The sequence below is a fragment of the Paenibacillus sp. FA6 genome, from assembly GCF_051550225.1.
Taxonomy (GTDB): domain Bacteria; phylum Bacillota; class Bacilli; order Paenibacillales; family Paenibacillaceae; genus Paenibacillus_AQ.
Map to the genome: position 1 here is coordinate 3,843,880 of NZ_CP188820.1, position 17,835 is coordinate 3,861,714.

At 41.5% G+C, this 17,835-nt stretch carries 11 protein-coding genes; 1 reads left to right on the plus strand and 10 read right to left on the minus strand.

Annotated elements, in window-relative coordinates:
* Positions 1-10 precede the first annotated feature (10 nt).
* Positions 11-592 (minus strand): DUF4256 domain-containing protein, encoded by a 582-nt coding sequence (locus ACP8HI_RS17855; RefSeq protein ID WP_438347533.1) that lies wholly within the window; start codon positions 590-592, stop codon positions 11-13.
* A gap of 316 nt (positions 593-908) precedes the next feature.
* Between ACP8HI_RS17855 and ACP8HI_RS17860 the strand changes: the two genes are divergently transcribed.
* Complete coding sequence (locus ACP8HI_RS17860; protein WP_438347534.1) at positions 909-4,070, plus strand: alpha-mannosidase; 3,162 nt, start codon at positions 909-911, stop codon at positions 4,068-4,070.
* A 242-nt stretch (positions 4,071-4,312) separates the two neighbouring features.
* Here ACP8HI_RS17860 and ACP8HI_RS17865 read toward each other — a convergent pair whose 3' ends face one another.
* From ACP8HI_RS17865 to ACP8HI_RS17905, 9 genes are all read right to left on the minus strand, one after another.
* Complete coding sequence (locus ACP8HI_RS17865; protein ID WP_438347535.1) at positions 4,313-5,683, minus strand: ABC transporter substrate-binding protein; 1,371 nt, start codon at positions 5,681-5,683, stop codon at positions 4,313-4,315.
* 112 nt (positions 5,684-5,795) lie between these two features.
* Positions 5,796-6,779, minus strand: a complete 984-nt coding sequence (locus ACP8HI_RS17870; protein ID WP_438347536.1) for a carbohydrate ABC transporter permease — start codon at positions 6,777-6,779, stop codon at positions 5,796-5,798.
* The gene (locus ACP8HI_RS17875) at positions 6,776-7,669 is read right to left on the minus strand and encodes a carbohydrate ABC transporter permease (RefSeq protein ID WP_438347537.1); all 894 of its coding nucleotides are present in this window, start codon (positions 7,667-7,669) and stop codon (positions 6,776-6,778) included. The genes ACP8HI_RS17870 and ACP8HI_RS17875 overlap by 4 nt, the downstream gene beginning before the upstream one ends.
* Positions 7,669-9,894: a DUF5696 domain-containing protein gene (locus tag ACP8HI_RS17880; RefSeq protein ID WP_438347538.1), complete on the minus strand. Its 2,226-nt coding sequence runs from the start codon at positions 9,892-9,894 to the stop codon at positions 7,669-7,671. The genes ACP8HI_RS17875 and ACP8HI_RS17880 overlap by 1 nt, the downstream gene beginning before the upstream one ends.
* Positions 9,887-11,902 (minus strand): YIP1 family protein, encoded by a 2,016-nt coding sequence (locus ACP8HI_RS17885; protein ID WP_438347539.1) that lies wholly within the window; start codon positions 11,900-11,902, stop codon positions 9,887-9,889. Before ACP8HI_RS17885 ends, ACP8HI_RS17880 begins: the two co-directional genes overlap by 8 nt.
* Positions 11,903-11,928: 26 nt before the next feature.
* A complete protein-coding gene (locus ACP8HI_RS17890; protein WP_438347540.1) occupies positions 11,929-12,777 on the minus strand; it encodes a carbohydrate ABC transporter permease in 849 nt (282 codons plus the stop codon).
* A gap of 2 nt (positions 12,778-12,779) precedes the next feature.
* Entirely contained in the window at positions 12,780-13,751 is a 972-nt protein-coding gene (locus ACP8HI_RS17895) for a carbohydrate ABC transporter permease (protein ID WP_438347541.1), read from the minus strand.
* Entirely contained in the window at positions 13,748-16,684 is a 2,937-nt protein-coding gene (locus ACP8HI_RS17900; protein ID WP_438347542.1) for an extracellular solute-binding protein, read from the minus strand. The genes ACP8HI_RS17895 and ACP8HI_RS17900 overlap by 4 nt, the downstream gene beginning before the upstream one ends.
* On the minus strand, positions 16,681-17,808 hold the full coding sequence (locus ACP8HI_RS17905; RefSeq protein ID WP_438347543.1) for an ABC transporter ATP-binding protein: 1,128 nt from the start codon (positions 17,806-17,808) through the stop codon (positions 16,681-16,683). Before ACP8HI_RS17905 ends, ACP8HI_RS17900 begins: the two co-directional genes overlap by 4 nt.
* Positions 17,809-17,835 lie beyond the last annotated feature (27 nt).

The window sequence follows — 17,835 nt, forward strand, 5'->3', positions numbered from 1 at the left end:
TGTACAAAATTTAGACCCTTAGCGAGCCACGGAACCCCCTTGCAGCATAGTAGGATTCTGCTCCATTGTGGTACACAAAGATGGTGCCGTAACGACGATCACAAAAAATGGCCCCACCAAGTTTTCTAATATTGTCAGGAGTTTGCACCCAGCTTGATGTTTTCATATCGAAATTACCAAGTTTCTGTAGCTCCCGATATTGTTCTTCCGTTAAAAGCTCGATCCCCATGTCAGCAGCCATATCAATAGCGTTATTTTCTGGTTTATGATTTTTCCTTGACTCCAGCGCTTCACGGTCGTAACAAACACTTCTGCGACCTTTAGGACTTTCCGCTGAACAATCATAATAAATGTATTCACCCGTCTTAGTATCCTGACCAACAACATCTGGTTCTCCACCGGTTATCTCCATCTCATTAAGCGACCACTGTTTTTCAGTATCTGCTTCTAGCTTTACTCGGACTTCAGCCCATTCAAGACCTTTATGCCGGTTCATGTTTTTCTCAAAACGGGCTTTCAACACTCTGAATAGTACTTCACGTTGTTCTGGTGATAACTCCATTTTATTGCTGATTTTATTTATCTTTGTCATTTTTAGTCTCCTCCTTATTGTTTGTACTCATAATGGTTTTAAGTTTATATAAATATTTGAATCAATTTCATAATACATTAATTTAAATATGAATAGGCAAACAGAATTTCTGACAGCATAAATCCAGAATCTAGACGAAACATCAGGTCTTCACGGAGTCGTTTCACCAAACCTTGATTTTTTGCTGACTAATTGAAGATTAGGTTGAATATCTAAAAAGGATTGATATGTCCTTGAAAGATTACTTTCTTCATATAGATTTGCCGCAAACTGTTTACTAGAATGGGCTTATACCATTAGAAGGAGTTGTTAATCGTTGATCCATTCCAATCATGTAAACAAAACACTCGGCAAATTGCGCAAACTTGATGAAATTTATAGCAATCTAATTTTCAATAAAATTGGCGAGGTAGAGACGGTATTCTTCGAAACGGATGAGCACCGCTATCAGGTTCCTGAAGGTAGTGAAGCATGGCGTCCAGCAATGTCTGGTGATCAATGGGGTAAAGAATGGGGATCTGCCTGGTTCAAGGGCCAATATTCGGTTCCTGATGAGCTTCACGGTTCCAAACTTTATATACGCGCAGAGACGGATGGTGTCGAAACCTTTTTCTGGGTGAACGGCAAGCCAAACGGCATCTTCACACATCCAAAGGAAGCTGCGAATCGTGGCAACCACCATACACTTCTACTGGTCAATGAAGCTCAGAAGGGGACTGTCTATGAACTAGCTTTCGAAGCTTATGCCAGTCATCCCTGCGTAGGAACACAGCCCTACCAGGTTAGCGAAGCGAGCTTTTCTGGAGAACAGCGCTACAATCGTATTTACACCTCTATTAATGTGATGCTTTGTCGTGAGGATGTCAAGGATTTCGTATTTGATTTGCGAACACTGCTACAGGTCGCAGGTTCCGGGGCGGTCGATCCGTTCCGCCGTGCCAAGATAGAGAATGCACTCCTTGCACTATTCCCTATTCTCGTACAATCTCCTAACGAAGTGCCGGAGGAGACTTGGCGCGCCCCACTTCAAGAAGCAAGAGAAATCATGAAACCGTTACTAGAGCGACGGACGGGTGAGTCTGCTCCAAAAACCGGTATCATCGGTCATTCCCATATGGATACAGCATGGCTGTGGACACGCGACGAGACGATTCGCAAATGCGCACGAACCTACTCAAATGTACTGAGTTTGATGGAGCAGTATCCTGAATATACGTTTATCCAAAGCTCCGCCTTTCACGCCGAGCTGATGCGTCGCCATTATCCCGATATTTTCGAAGGGATGAAGAAACGAATCGCTGAAGGTCGTTGGGAGATCAACGGAGGTGTCTGGATCGAAAGCGACTGTAACCTCGTATCAGGTGAATCACTTATTCGGCAATTTCTCGTTGGGCAGCGCTATACGCGCAAGCATTTCAACTATACTGCAGACGTATTCTGGCTTCCTGACACGTTCGGTTACAGCGCAGCTATTCCACAAATAATGGCAGGTACACAGGTGCGCTACTTCTTAACGACAAAACTATCATGGAATGACACAAACCATTTCCCTTACGACACATTTTATTGGAATGGTTTGGACGGCACCAAAGTTCTCACCCACTTTAATACGATCCACTGCTGGCCTGATGCAGCAACGCTAATCGATCGCGTATATGCATCGCATAACGCTATTGCACATAAACGTGTCAATGATAGCAGGCTCGTTTCCTACGGTTTCGGGGATGGCGGCGGTGGACCTCAATATGAAATGATCGAGATGGCCAGACGCTCCGCAGATTTGGAAGGCGTGCCGAAAACTGAGCATACGACAGCGAGCCGCTTCATGCATGAATTAGAAGCCCAAGCGGTGAATCCACCTGAACATGTCGGTGAGCTTTATTTCGAAGGTCATCGTGGAACATTGACACAAATGCATCAAATTAAGCGTAACAATCGGAAGGCCGAATTTGCCCTCCGCAACTTGGAGCTGATTGAATCCATCAGTGGGACAAATGGCGGTCACATTGATCGAGATAGGCTATCATCGCTCTATGAGTTGCTACTTATTAATCAATTCCATGACATTTTACCAGGAACCTCGATTCCTGAAGTTCATGACCGAGCGATCACTGAGGTAGGTCAGGTAATCAAAGATGCGGAGTCAGCGACTGTTGATCTGCTGAATGAAATGGTAACAGGCGACACTGACGATCAGGCAGTTACCATTTGGAACACGCTTAGTTGGGAACGAAGCGGAACAATCTCGATTGAAGGAATGTCATTGCACAATCAGACACCAGTCGATGAATCACTTCCCTTCCAACATTTAACGGATGTATTTGGTAGCGAGAAGTTGCTGATCGGCCAGACGAGTATACCAGCAATCGGCTCCCGTATCTTTGCATTAAAGGAATTATCGACAGAACCAAGCAAGTTCTCTTCTCCGTTCCATTATGATGAATCGACCTGTACGCTTGATGGACCGCACGCCTTTATTCGTTTCGATGAATATGGCTATATCGATTCTTTCATTCACAAAGCAAGCGGACGTGAACTCCGCGGATCCGGTCATCCGCTTAACGCTTTCCTAATGGGCGAAGATCTTCCGGGAGCGTGGGACAATTGGGATATCGACCGTGATATTTTTGGAAAGTTACAGCTTCAAACTCGTCTTGTCTCAAGGGCAGTCGTTGCAAACGGACCACTTCAGTTCCGCATTCGCAACGAATATGAAATCGGTCAGCAGTCTTCCATCACGCAGCATATGGTGTTCCATTCGGATTCAGCGAAAGTCGACTTTGAGACGGTTATTGATTGGCAAGAGAAGCATCAATTGCTCAAAGTTGCTTTTGATATCAATCTACTCGTTAACCAAGCCCGTCATGAGGTACAGTTTGGCCATGTCGAGCGTCCGACACATACAAATACGACTAACGATCAGGCTATGTTCGAAGTATGTGCTCATAAATGGACTGACCTATCCGAGAACCGATTCGGCGTAGCCCTTTTGAATGACTGCAAATATGGTGTTTCAGTATTGGGCTCGGATATGGAGCTAACGCTTCATAAAGGCGGTACGCATCCCGACCCACGAGGCGATGTAGGCATTCATTCAGTAACTTATTCCTTACTGCCACATGAGAGTGGATTCACCTCGGACTCTGTCATTCGTCCTGCTTATGAGCTGAATTCACCAGTTCTTTCCGTTCGTGGACGTTCTGCAGCACAAGAGCATTCTTTCCTAGCTATAGCTGCTCCTAACGTCATTATCGAAGCTGTTAAGCCAGCTGAGGACGATGACGCTTATGTCATCCGTCTCTACGAAGCAGAGCGATCAGCAGTAATAAGTACCACATTGACCTTCAACAAAATGCCGAAACGCGTTGTCATTACGAACATGTTGGAAGAAGAGCAGCAGGAGTTATCCCTTATCGATAGCTCAGTATCACTTGACTTCCGTCCTTTCGAGATTAAGACCATTAAGGTGTACAATTAGCAATTACAGAAAACGAGCCTATGAATCTCTTCTTAGGCTCGTTTCGCATATATGAAGTCTTTATTCAAATATAAGAGAGTATAAGTTTCACTTCATACTCAATTTCTTATATTTCGGCAGAAACGGCTACGCCGTCCTCCAAAAGGACGGCGTAGCCGTTTCTGCTTGTTTATCGATCATAACACAAGTAAGAGGGATGGCATCCAATCGCCATCCCTCTTACTTATCTCTATCAAATTTAATCAACCACCAAGCTCAGCACGAAGTTCAAGTGTTCTCTTGTTCCATGCTTCTGTTTCAGGGATGATACGGTTAATATCTTCGCCTCCCATAATATCATTCATAATATTGTTCCAGTTATATTCACTCCATCCCGGAATCGTTACGCCTGGTTGAATTTTTGCATTTTCTTTCGCTATCTTCACCGCTTCTTTATTTTTACCTTCCCACATTGGAGATTGGTCGTAGTAATCTAGCAGCTCTTGATCAATGACAGAAGCGTTAGCCCCTTGGTCAATTTTCCATTTTTGCGCTTCTTTAGAGAATTGGAAGCTGATCCATAGGTAAGCTTCTTCTTTATGCTGAGATCCACTTAATAATGAAAGAGTACCGTAGATACTATAGCCAGGCTGACTTACTTTACCGCGAGGGAAAGGAAGCACATCCCACTCAAACGGAGCATTTTCTTTCAAGTTAGGAAGAACCCAGTCACCACCAATGGCAAAACCTGTTTTACCGTTAATGAATTCTTTCGATACTCCACCAGATTCATCTGCTGCTATGTCACTTTGCATAGAACCATCTTTCGATACAAATTCAGACAGCCACTTCACATCATTCATCACATCTGGTGTATTCATCACACTTTGCGTAAGATCTTCATTCAGATAATGAATGTTAGCAGCATGACCATCTGCAATTGCTTTCGTACTTAGAACACGCATCTGCCATTCTGGTTGAGTCGTTAATCCGTACTCACCAGCTTGAGGATCCGTTAGATCAAGAGCGATTTGACGGAAATCATCGTATGTCCAATCGTTAGCTGGCATTTCAAGACCATTTTTGTTCAATAAATCTTTGTTGACTAGAATCCACATTGGTACGTCAACGAATGGAGCAGCAAGTTTCTTACCTTTCCAAGTCATCGTATCGAAGAAAGCATCTGGGAGCTTAATGTCTTTGAATGACTCATCCTTGTCAAAATAAGGTGTCAAATCTTCAATCAACCCACTTTGATCAAACGTTATAAGATCTGAATCAATCCATGTTAAGTCAGCCGGTGTACCAGCAGCCTCAAGTGAAGCAATGATTTCCATAATGGATACGCCATTTACTGGAACTTGTTCAATCGTAATCCAAGGGTACTTTTTATTAAACATATCATAAAGCTCTGTGTAGGAATCCGACCATGAAATCAACTTCAACGTAACAGGTTCATGGTTTTCTGGGGCTGGATCTGGTGTTGATTCTACTACATCCTCGTTGTTATTCGTAGTTGTGGGAGGCGTATTACCTGCGCTATTCGTGCTATTGCCACCAGTACATGCAGACAACACTAACATCATTGCCAATACTAGCATTCCAATCCACTTTAAATTAACTTTTGCTTTCATATTATTCCTCCTTATTTCTCATTCAAAATTGTACCCCACTTGGTTTACGTAATAATTCCACTTGTTGAAATTCTACATATCTTGGGCATCAACTCCTTTAATGGTCTAACTTTTATTCCACAATGCCTGTGCGCTCAATACCAGTTATAAACCAACGCTGTAAAATGATAAAAATAATGATTGGCGGTAAAATGATCATAAAAGCAGCAGCCATTTTCGTTCCTTCTGTAATTGGGTTAACGATGTTACGGGTATTACCTAGCAATGTAGGATTTAATACTTCCTCCAACATACCTAGTCTAATAGAGAGTGGAGTAAAACCTTTGGTTAAGAACATAGACGGCTCGTAGTACATGTTCCAGTACCAGATGAAGGAGAATAGGAATACGACAAGACAAGCTGAGCGTGCCAAAGGCAACATAATACCAACAAATAATCGCACAGTTGAAGCACCGTCAAGCTTCGCTGCTTCTTCAAGACTTGCTGGCTGGGATTTGAAAAATTGCATAAAGATAAAAATAAATAATGCTGCTTTCATTCCTTGCCCCAGTAAAGCTGGAATAAGAAACACAAATAGTGAGTTTAATAGTCCTAACTTACTAAAAATAACGTACAGAGGAATGATGATCACTTGTGGTGGAATAAGAAATGTAAGAATAATTAATCCTGAGAATAACCATTTAAATGGTACTGGTAGTCTTGCCATTGCATAGCCCGTCATGGAACATATAATGACAGAGGCCACTGAGCAAGTAATCGCCAAAGTCGAAGTGACAAGCAACGCTTTGGGATATTGAAGCCCATGATATGCTTTCGTTATGTTCTCCCACGTAATATCACGCGGAATCCAGCGTACTGTCGGATCTAGCAAATCACTTAATGGTTTCAGCATCGTACTAACCATGTATAGGATAGGCTGCAAGTATAAGTAAGCAACAATCGATAAAAGGATGTATATGAGCAGTTTGGCAATGAGCCCATCTGATACGTTGCGTCCAATAACGACAAGCTTTACCTTTTGCGCGCGACGGCTCCAAAACATCGTTAGAATGCTATTTTTCATTTTATCTATTTCAATCTTTAGCTCACTCTTCATCGACGGACACCCCCCCTCTTCATTTTTCGTCCAAATATACCGAGAACAATTGCAATGAGTAAGAATATGAATGCGAAGTATATCCATGCCAGAGCACTTGCGTATCCATAGCCTGTATCCGGCTTAAACATGTTATCCTTGATGTGGGCTAGCACCGGATTAAGCGGAAAAGTAAATAAATCAATAATGGTGTACAGCATATTCAAGCTAATAAACGGCATGCTCGCAGGAAGAGTGATTTTCCAAAAGCTATCCCATGGTGTCGCACCGTCCATCCGGACGGCCTCATACACACTAGGTGAAATCGTTTGAAATCCAGCAATAAAGATCAATATTTGCACACCTGAATACCAAAGTATTAATACGGCTCGTTCAAGAATACCCATAATCGTCTCTGTAAATTGAGGCCCTACGTATTGTTGTACAAGTGGTTCTAGATTGTACTGTGCCAAGAAAGGAACATCTCCTACTCCTTGTAAAAACAGCTCTGAAAGTACTTGACCTGTAGCAAAAATAACGGGTAGGAAGAACAACGCTCTAAAAATAAATCTTCCCGGAAAGTTCTGATTGAGCATGACAGCTATAAGGAGTGCAAACAGAACAATGATCGGAATCATAAGTAGCATCTGCTGAAAATACGTAATAAGCTCGACTGGAAAGATATTATCCTTTAAGAATGCATCCCTGAAATTGCGTAATCCGAGCCACTCGTATTTAAAACCACCGACACCTATTTGAACCTTGTTAAAGGACATAAATAATGACCAACAAACAGGTATCAGTACAAATAGGATGAAACCAATTGACCATGGGAGCATGAACAATAGCCCTATTCCGTAGCGGGAAGCATGATATTTTAGTTCCGCACGTTTTCTGCTTTTAATGTCCATTATGTCCCCCCTTTTCTGTCTACATGGAACGTCTTCTGACCATAATCTACAATAACCTGTGTGCCGTCTTCATACGTTGTTGCATATTTATTGGGCGATACTCGCTCATGATTAATAATGGATAAGTTATATACATGAGCAAGCTTGTTAAACGATTCATATTCGGTCTGGATCCAATCAAGCCATTTATCATATTGACTACTGAAAAGAAAGTTTGAAGCAGAATACTTCAATATCCGAGAATCCTCATAGGTCAAGAAGAATGACGGTAATGCACCATATTCAATCGCTTTTAGAAATTCGTCCTGCACATTGTTACGTAAATTTCCATCGCCAAATGTGTATGAAACGTTTCCATGTATTGCAATCGGATAGAACGGTACAGTCTCATCTATCATAAAGTCATAGCTTGATCCATTAGGCATACCCAATATGAAATTCGTATCCTTCAGTGAATAATCATTGCCACGATATACGCCACTTTTCCCTAATGTATTGCGCGTGTACTTAAGTAAACCTTCATACACAGAGATCGTATCAGAACGGCTGCTTCCTTGTTTGGTATCATAGTCGTTAAATACCATTTCACCAAGCCAGTTATACATAATACCGGAAACGCCCATTTCCTTTAACTTTTGTATGGTTTCATATGCCATTGTAACGGTTCGATCTGGTCGATTAATAAACCAGCCTTCATCTACATATACAGTTCCGTCGATACCTTGAATACCGTTCCCTTTACCCGATACTGTAGATTGTTTCTCATTAATCCAGACAAAATCATCTTCAAATATTACCGGGAATCCAAGCCCCTGCATTTCACCAATAAAGTTACGTGCTTCCTTTTCGCCACCAAGAGAAGGTTCAATTGGGAAACGTTTGTACATATCATAGTCGCCTTTATATTGCCAGCCATAATAAATGATTTCCATATTGGAAATGCCTTTGCCGACTAAACGATTAACAATTTCACTAGCTTGTGGGAATGTCGTTGCTGTCGCGTAACGGACTCCGTTAAACGCTTCTTCATAGTTTCCACCCATAATTTTCAAATACAGTGGGATATTTTGGACAGGATCTAATTTTGCTGTTAAATTTCCTTGTTCTTCAAGATAGCTGCGATATGCTTGAGCCATTCCAACGTAGCTAGCATCTTCTCCATTCAGGAAGCGGAACTCGACTTCTCTGTCCGTCTGTAGCCTTTCCTTTTGAATCGCTTTAATTGGAACAGCCATACGGCTAACCTGATACAAAAATTCTTCACGATACAAATGCCCTGAGAAAATATTATACAGCGATGATTTCGCTCCTGGAGGCATGGCCGAGATCACTGCAGAATCGCCACCATTACTCAGTATTGCAACGAAGGCTTGCTCACCGTGCTTTACACCGAAAACGGGATATGAAATATCTTCTCTTCGCTCACCGCTGCGTGACCAATTGTTCATATTCGTTACTTCTAGACCATACACCTGATGAATGTAACCGGTAGATACACTTACACGATTATCATCAAAATAAATGAGTCCCCCTGGACCGTCAGGTACGAAAAGATATCCATCTTCCCCAGCCTTCACTGCACCAAAGTAGGGTAAGAGATCAATACTGAAAACGGAAAACTCCCCATTTTCCTTAATACCATCCGTTGGAATACGAGCCTTTAAGCCATTATTCGTTAACTCATATTGTAGAGAGAATTCAAGATTTTGTTCTACAAGCTTGTAGTTCACTTGTAGCGTATCCTCATTGCGAACAAAGGAAGTTTCCACTCCTTTGGACAAGGAGTTAACAACTTGCCGTATCGTTTGATCTTTTCCCGTCGTTTTGACGTAGGTCAAAACAAAAGGCGATTGTAAATTTTCAAGCAGTTGCCCTTTTATCGTTTCTTCGGCTAATTGTTCTGCTGTCGGGTTGCTGTTCCAGCGATGCCTCGTCGCTTTTTCAAGCACATTTATTTGCGAGTTCTCAGCATTAACATACAGTGCATAGTGTTCATTAACTAACCCTTCTGTAAATGATCCTCCTGAAGGCTTCCATACTTCCCCTTCAATAAGAGCTGCATTGTGTTGCTGCGGTTGCTCTATTCCAGCTAGCTTCATCGCTTCTACTGGTGTTAATTCACTTCCCTTAACTAGTACAAAAATCAATACGACAATGAATGCAATGATGACGACTAGCGACACGATCTTAGTACGCAAGGATAGGCGTTGTATGTAATTAGCCAATAAAAGTCGCCTCCTTGTAAAGCTGATAGAAGAAATCGTATAAATTGTAAGATAAACCAGATATGATGAATAAGAATATCCAAATCACTCCGATTGTAAATGCCGTAATTCCTATATTCCCCAAGGTCTCTGTAAAATCAAAATTATGAATAACCTGAGTCATAACGATCAACATCACAACCTGCCAGATCAACATAAGTGCATAAAGTGCATCAATAATAATGCGTTCTTCTAGCGTTAATATGTTAGATAATAGAATCATGGGAATGGTTAAGAAAAAGTATGGTGATAGTGCGTATACACTTCCTTGTATCACCTCTCTAAATCTACCTTCGCCATCTCTTACGCTACACACTAAGTAATTGGCTATAATCCAAGTCACCCACGGTGCAATAAAGAACGCTAGCGGACTTAATAACTTAAGTTGTGATGCCTCGATTGGATTAAAGATAAAGCCTGTGAGGAATAGACTACATATTTTCACTGCTACAACACCAAGTAAGATTAGCCATATAACCCAGCCTGTGACTTTCGACTCCTTCAGTTTGTAGAACTCCTCATAAGGATGGAACATGACATTTTTGAATAATTTTAGCTCATATAATGGTCTATCCCACTTCTTGGGGAGTGGATATCGTTTTAACAACATACGTATCAATTTCGGTCCGTACATGAGTATGGCAACAAGTACAATCACAATGGAAGCCACTAATGGGAAGTTTTGCTGCAACCATTGAAGTCTAATTTGCCAAAAAGCCTTTGAATAGCTTTCAGTATCAAATGCCGTTTTCAAGTAATCTAGCGCTGCGTCATATTCACCCTTGTGCAAGTAAACTTTACCTAGTCCTTGGAAGGTACCATTATACATATCGTTTCGAGCGTAAACTCGATTCCAGTAAGGTTCACTTTCTAAATACCTTCCTTCCTTGTATAAAGCCAATGCCTGCATCAGATCTGTACCGAATTCTGTTCTCGTAAATTTATGAACAGTACCAATCCGACTATCCGAAATCCAAACATTGTTGTTACTATCGACATCTATCCCTGTTGGAAAGCCGATCACGCCGTATTGTTGTGTATCTTTGTCAACAAAACCGTAGGAGAACAATGGCTCAGCTGTATCATCATAGATAACGATTCCTCTGACGACAGAATCTATGGAATAAATTAAATGGTTGGAATCTGTTGCCATATCTATAATTCCGTCTGATGCAGGTACTGTCTTCCCTTTGAATGCATCCACACCACCAGCATTCAGCTTACGGATCGCAGCTTTTCCAAACCCACCCGCAGTAGCCGTAAATAAGAAACCATCGTCATCAAGATGAATATTGTTAATGGGTCGTGGAAGATTAGCCAACTCTTTCGCAAGCTGCTCTTTGTTAAGAATAAGCTTTTTGATCCAGCTCATAACCGTCTGCTGCGCTTTGTTTGCTCCAAAATACCCCTTAAATTCACCATCACTATCCATACGCAATAGCCCTTGATAGGAAGAATTCAAGTTAACGTACATGACGCCTCTACGATCCACTGCGATCTTAATAGGAACAAAGAACTGACCCTCAAGCAAGCTAGATTCTGGCTTCTTATATTCCCTTTCAAAGCTTCCATCAGCATTAAATACGGCAATACGTTGATTACCAGAGTCCGCTACATAAACGGTTCCGTCAGGCGTAACATACATTCCTTCTGGGGAGTTTAATGCACCACTCCCTTCTTCATCCCCGAATGTTTGGAGGACTTCTCCATCCTGACTTAATACGACAACATGACCAGTAGACTTATCCGTGACATAGACATTGTCATTAGGTCCAATTTGAAGATCAACAGGTTCTGTTAGCTTTACGGCATCCATATTGGCTGGTTCATAAATAGGCTGCAGCCTTAACCAAGTTGATTGATTGTCATCGTAGTAAAACGTGCGGTATGGAAGCTCCGCATATGCTGCCATTGGCAATGATACAAAGATAATGGATGCAAGCAGCAACAACAGGACAAATCTTTTCATAATAATAACTTCCTTTGCTGTTGGAGTTACTTGATACCGGAGTGAATCATCGTCTCCAGCACTCTTCTCTGGAATAGCAAGAAAATAATCAAGTTAGGTACAAACATTAACAAACCTGCTGCCGCCGCCATGTTTTGACCAGCTACACTATTTTGCAGTCCATTGACCAAACTGTTCACGTAGAAGGCGAGCGTTCTCATCGTCTCTTCTTGCATAAAGAGAGTTGACGTCTCGACATCCCCCCATACGCCTTGAAAGGTAAAGATCGAAATTGTAGCAATAGCAGGTGTGGATAGCGGAATTACGAGTTTATAAAAAATACTGAAATGACTCGCACCATCAATTTTCGCAGCTTCTAATAATTCATTTGGAATTTGCGATATAAATCCGATTAGCATAAATACAGCAACTGGTGATGCTAATGCAGGAAGCAAATGTCCGAAATATGTATTATTTATTCCAAGTCCACTAATAATTAAATACCGTGGAATAGCAACGGTTTCTGGTGCGAACATCAACGAGATGGTAATTAATGATAACGTCAGACCTTTGAAATGAAACTTGAATTTACCTAGTACATATCCAGCCATCGTACTAACCAAAATAACACCGAATAAAGTTAATCCTGCAACAATCAAGCTGTTAAATAAATACCTCGTAAACGGAACCGTTGTATTGGATGCATGCAAAAATAGTGTTTCAAAGTTTCGAAGAGTTGGATTTTTCACTAGAAACTGTGGTGGAAATAAAAACAGCTCATTTTGCGGTTTAAAAGCATGGTTAAGAATAAATACAATAGGCAGTAGCATAAATGCTGCTAAAGCTGTAAAGCAAGTAACGAGTGTTATTTGGAAACCTGACCATCTGCGATTCATAACTACAACTCCTCCTTCGAACCGAAAAGTCGATAAGCAAATCGCATAATAAAATAACTAATGATCAGCAGGACTACCGAAACAGCAGAAGCATAACCAAGCTCGAATCGAATAAATGCATAATCATCAATGTGATTAATGATGAGATGTCCTGAATAAGAAGGCGTTATGGCCATTCCTGTTAATTGCGTTGAAATACTACCTGCTTTCAACGTACCTACGATTTGTAGGACCGCACTAAATAGCAACTGTGGTTTCATGGAAGGTAACGTAATGTAAAATACCTCTTGAATTCGATTAGAGATTCCATCAATTCTACCTGCCTCATATAGCTCTCTATTGACCGTTTGCAAACCAGCTAGCATGGCCAGAAACCCAACACTAAAGCTCATCCATAGTGAAACGATGATCATGATGATAAGTAGATACTTTGGATCCTGTAGCCAAATAACGGGATTTTCTAGAAATCCTAAATTTATAAAAAGCCTATTAATATAACCAACGCGGTCACCACTAAAGGCTGCGATCCACACAACCGATAATGCGACTCCCCCCGCCATCGAGGGGGCATAAAAAGCTAGTGTGTAGTAGTCACGTATCTTTAATGGTAGCTGATGAATCAACCATGCAAACAAAAAAGATAGCAAGTAACCACCAGGTCCAACTAATAGTGCAAATAAAAATGTGTTTGGTATTGCTTTTGTCAAAAAGATAATGTCTTGGGTCAACATTGCGATATAGTTATTAATGCCAATAAAATTTAATTCCCCAAAACCGTCATAGGATGTAAATCCAAGTAGTCCAGCCATAAATACAGGAATAATGATGAAAAGCATGAAACAAATAAAGAAAGGAGCCAGAAATAAATAACAAAATAGATCCTTTTTTAACTGCTTACCAAACCTGCTCAATTTAACACGAATTGGCGCTACGCGGCTGGGTGACAATTCGTTTAGTTCCAGCCCTGTATTCATGAGTTGTTCTCCTTCCATTCAAAAGGTTCTTTTATTTGTGGCACATGAAGGTTGTAACTTGGATCAAGTCCAAAATCTAATTGACGTCTTCTCATTTCTCTTTGCAAAGAAAGCTGAGCGCCTTCAAGCACCTCTTGCATTGGCATGGCCTCTAGTACTCTTTTGTTCCAGGCAAATTCCATTTCTCTTGCCAAGAAATAATAACCGGGAACATATGGCATGTTTTTCGCCCAACGCCGCTGTTCTTCTAACGCCTCCAAATCTTCTGCTGGCCATACTAGTGACTTCATCGCTTCTACATTGGCCGTATTCCACCTAAACTCCATACCGTAAAATGATTCCATATCTTCTGCATATTGAGACTGAACATCAGCTGAAGTCCACCATTTCAAAAATTGCCACGCTTCATCCTTGCGATCACTCTTTTCCATAATCATGCCAGCGGACATGCTTTGAGGCGACCATCTTTCAACCTCGCCATTCTCACCAACGATTCCAGGTAGAGGAGCAATCCCCCAGTGCCCAGTTATTTCAGGTGCTGCTACCAGCAATTGAACATACGTATTGAAATCCGCAATACCTAGCGGTATATTACCTTCACGGAAATGCTGGAAAAATGCTGGTATATCAATAGGTAAATTGTATTTTGTAAATAACTCCGTCCAAGTTTTGAACGCTTTTTGTCCCTCTACACTTGTTAAGGCGGATTCCATCCCATCCTCATCGTAAATCTCAGCTCCATGCTGAAAAAAGATCGTTGAGAAATCACTCTTAGGGTAGCTGAATGTCATACCGTTCTCTTGAAGTGTTGGTAAAATATCAAACATATCCTCCCAAGTATCCGGAACTTCAAGTCCCAGACCCTCTAATATGTCTGATCTGTAGTATAGTACTTGGAAGTTTTGCACTTCTGGCAAGCCATATGCTCCACCATCATATTGTAGTGATCTCGCTACACCTGGCACAAAACGATCAAACACTTCCTCGAAATCAGCATATTGTGAAAGGTCGTAGGCAGCCCCTCGCATTGCAAAGTCTACTGGAGTAGCCTCAGCAATACCTAGTGCTACATCGGGCACATCACCACTTGCATTACCTAGAATCAACATATTAGGATTAGGCATAAGATTAATATTCACCTGTATTCCTGTGCGTGGTGTAAAATCTTGATCTACTAATTCTCTTAATTGTTCTGCATAATCACGACCACGTTGTACCCATACTGTTAAAGCCTCTTTTTTATTGTGTTTCCTTGTATCGTAGTCAAGATAGAAGGATCGTGCGAAATCTTTAATCGAATAAGGAATACGCGAAGCTAACGTAACCGCTTTCAATCCAGTCTCGGTACCTGCTGTACGGACAACGATATAATCCAGCATAAGTGGTTGATGCGTTAACGTTGACATCCATGTTCCGATATTGTTTTGAATCGTAGTGAAATCATCAATTTTTACTGGAATCTCATCAACATCCTTTAGCATGTCTTCCAAAATACCGACAGATGAGCGAATGGACTGTGAAAGGTCAGAATCTTTACCGTTCATTCCATCCATGTACATTCTTATCTCAGTTAATCTGTTAACAAATCCATTCATTCTCTCTTTAACATCTGGATCGAGCTTTCTCATCTCCCAAGTACGAGTAGAGTCGATATTGGCATCGAAACCTTTCAATCCATACGTTCCTGTCAACTGACGTAACGTTCTATCGTAGTCAGCGAGCGCTGAAAGTGTATTTCTTAAAGCCAGATAAACGGGCTGTAGCGCGGTGGAATCTGATGTAAGTCGTAATCTATGATCCCCTGCTTGCAAATAAAACTTATATGCCTCGTCTTGATCATTAGCTAGCTCATGAATGAAAAACTCTTTCTTGTTCGGGATGCCGTATGTTAGCATCTCTTGAAAAGGAACCTCTCCATCAATAGAAATGGCCCGATATGCTTCAAATCCATTGCGATAATCCTGAAATGCTTTCACATCAATTTCATACCACCCATCTGCTGGAACGGTAAAATCCCACTCTACCCATTCCCCTGGCAGACGCCAGCGCCATCCACCTAATACGTTATAGGTGATTCTACCTTCTGGATCTGGAGAAATGTACGGTTCAGACCAAGTATCGGTTTGAATGGCAATGCTAGATTTACGATCCATTTCCTCGGCTTCAATGATTTGATACCATTCTTCTTGAGTAACCTCGGCAGGATGCTGACCAACGTAAGTCTCATATGAAGGAACGACATGACCTGCCTCAAATGAGAGAGATTTGATTGCTAATGGCTCTCTGCTACCTACCAAACGAAGGGTGTGCTTTCCTTGCTCTAATTGGAACAATAATGGCTCGGAGGAAGCTGCATAATGTGTCAATGCTTTATTAATCCAATCCGTTATTTCTTGCTGTGGCGGACGAATCTGTTGTCCAATTTCATTACGATCATAAGGATATTTAGAATCTTTAAACTGTCGTTCAAATTCAATGCGCTCTGCTTCAGAGAATTGATATTGTTCATCAATGAGAATTCCTCGAATAGCCGAAGCGTTACTGCCCTTTAATGGCATGAAGTCCATGTGAAGCTCGTACCAACCTGATTTCCCCACTTCGAACGTCCATTCTACCCAGCCCTTCTCGTTGTTCCAATGTAAGCTATCTCCCTCTTGTGAAAGCTTAGCATCGGATGAGGAGTCATCGTATGCTATCGCTTCCATAACAATGGACGGTAAGGTAGGGTCAGACTTCGGATCATTCTCAAGCGTCATACGAGCGTATGAAGGTGTGTCATCTTTATCATCAAAGGTCATAAGTTCACCTAAGGAAACAACCTTAGCAAAAACGTCATTTTCTCCGCGCGATAATAAACCGACGATGACAGCAATAATGGCTATAGCAATTAGCAACCGCATAGCAACGACATTTCTTTTGCTGCGGCGCTTCATACCATCTCGCCTCCAATCGCAAGCGATGCACCGGTTTCTTTATCGAAGAAGTGAACCTTATTCATATCCACTTTTATAAAGCCATTATCTTCTTTTTTGTAACTGCAATCAGCATCAGCTCGTACAATGACTGTATCCTCACCAAGTTTTACATACACGTAGAGATCAGCACCTGTAATCTCACTCATTTCCACCACGCATTTTGTCCAACTCTCGTCTTCTGGTGATGCAGTATCACCCAACATAATATTTTCCGACCTTACACCCATAACGACATTACGCAATACACGTGATGAGCGATCGAAACTACGATAATACTTTTCAGGCACAGGTAACCTTAAACGTCTGCTGACGAAATAATATTGTCCTTCATCATATGTAATCTTCCCTTCGAGCATATTCATTTGCGGTGATCCGATAAATCCAGCTACAAACATGTTTGCTGGCTCATTGTATAACTCTTTTGGCGGAGCCACTTGTTGAATGATTCCATCCTTCATCACAACGATTCTCGTGCCCATGGTCATGGCTTCTACCTGATCATGTGTCACATATACCATGGTTCGCTTCAAGTCTGCTTGCAGCTTAATAATTTCTGCTCTCGTTTGGGCCCTAAGCTTAGCGTCTAGGTTCGATAAAGGCTCATCCATCAGAAATACTTGTGGTTCGCGTGCAATCGCTCTACCTAAAGCGACACGTTGCTTTTGTCCTCCAGACAATTGACCTGGCTTTCGATCTAGAAGATGGGATATTTCTAATATTTTCGCTACACGATTTACACGTGATTCAATTTCATGCTTGGCTGTTTTGCGAAGCTTTAGACCAAGTGCAATATTCTCATATACATTTAAATTTGGATATAATGCATAGTTTTGGAAAACCATCGCAATATCTCGATCCTTAGATGAAAGGTAGTTAACGAATTTGTCATCGATATATAACTCACCTTCACTAATTTCCTCTAATCCTGCTAGCATTCTCAGCGTTGTGGATTTTCCACAACCCGATGGACCTACTAATACGAGGAATTCACCCTCTTGTATTTCCAAGTGGAAATCACTTACTGCCGGGCGGTCTTCACCCTTATATTTCTTGTAGACATGGTGAAACGTAATGCTTCCCAATCTCGCTCACCTCTTGTACGGTTATTG

What these genes read in the sequence shown, in the direction of transcription:
- ACP8HI_RS17855 (WP_438347533.1), bottom strand. Translation starts at nt 592, where the DNA reads ATGACAAAGATAAATAAAATCAGCAATAAAATGGAGTTATCACCAGAA.
- ACP8HI_RS17875 (WP_438347537.1), bottom strand. Translation starts at nt 7,669, where the DNA reads ATGGACATTAAAAGCAGAAAACGTGCGGAACTAAAATATCATGCTTCC.
- ACP8HI_RS17890 (WP_438347540.1), bottom strand. Translation starts at nt 12,777, where the DNA reads ATGAATCGCAGATGGTCAGGTTTCCAAATAACACTCGTTACTTGCTTT.
- ACP8HI_RS17870 (WP_438347536.1), bottom strand. Translation starts at nt 6,779, where the DNA reads ATGAAGAGTGAGCTAAAGATTGAAATAGATAAAATGAAAAATAGCATT.
- ACP8HI_RS17900 (WP_438347542.1), bottom strand. Translation starts at nt 16,684, where the DNA reads ATGAAGCGCCGCAGCAAAAGAAATGTCGTTGCTATGCGGTTGCTAATT.
- ACP8HI_RS17885 (WP_438347539.1), bottom strand. Translation starts at nt 11,902, where the DNA reads ATGAAAAGATTTGTCCTGTTGTTGCTGCTTGCATCCATTATCTTTGTA.
- ACP8HI_RS17895 (WP_438347541.1), bottom strand. Translation starts at nt 13,751, where the DNA reads ATGAATACAGGGCTGGAACTAAACGAATTGTCACCCAGCCGCGTAGCG.
- ACP8HI_RS17865 (WP_438347535.1), bottom strand. Translation starts at nt 5,683, where the DNA reads ATGAAAGCAAAAGTTAATTTAAAGTGGATTGGAATGCTAGTATTGGCA.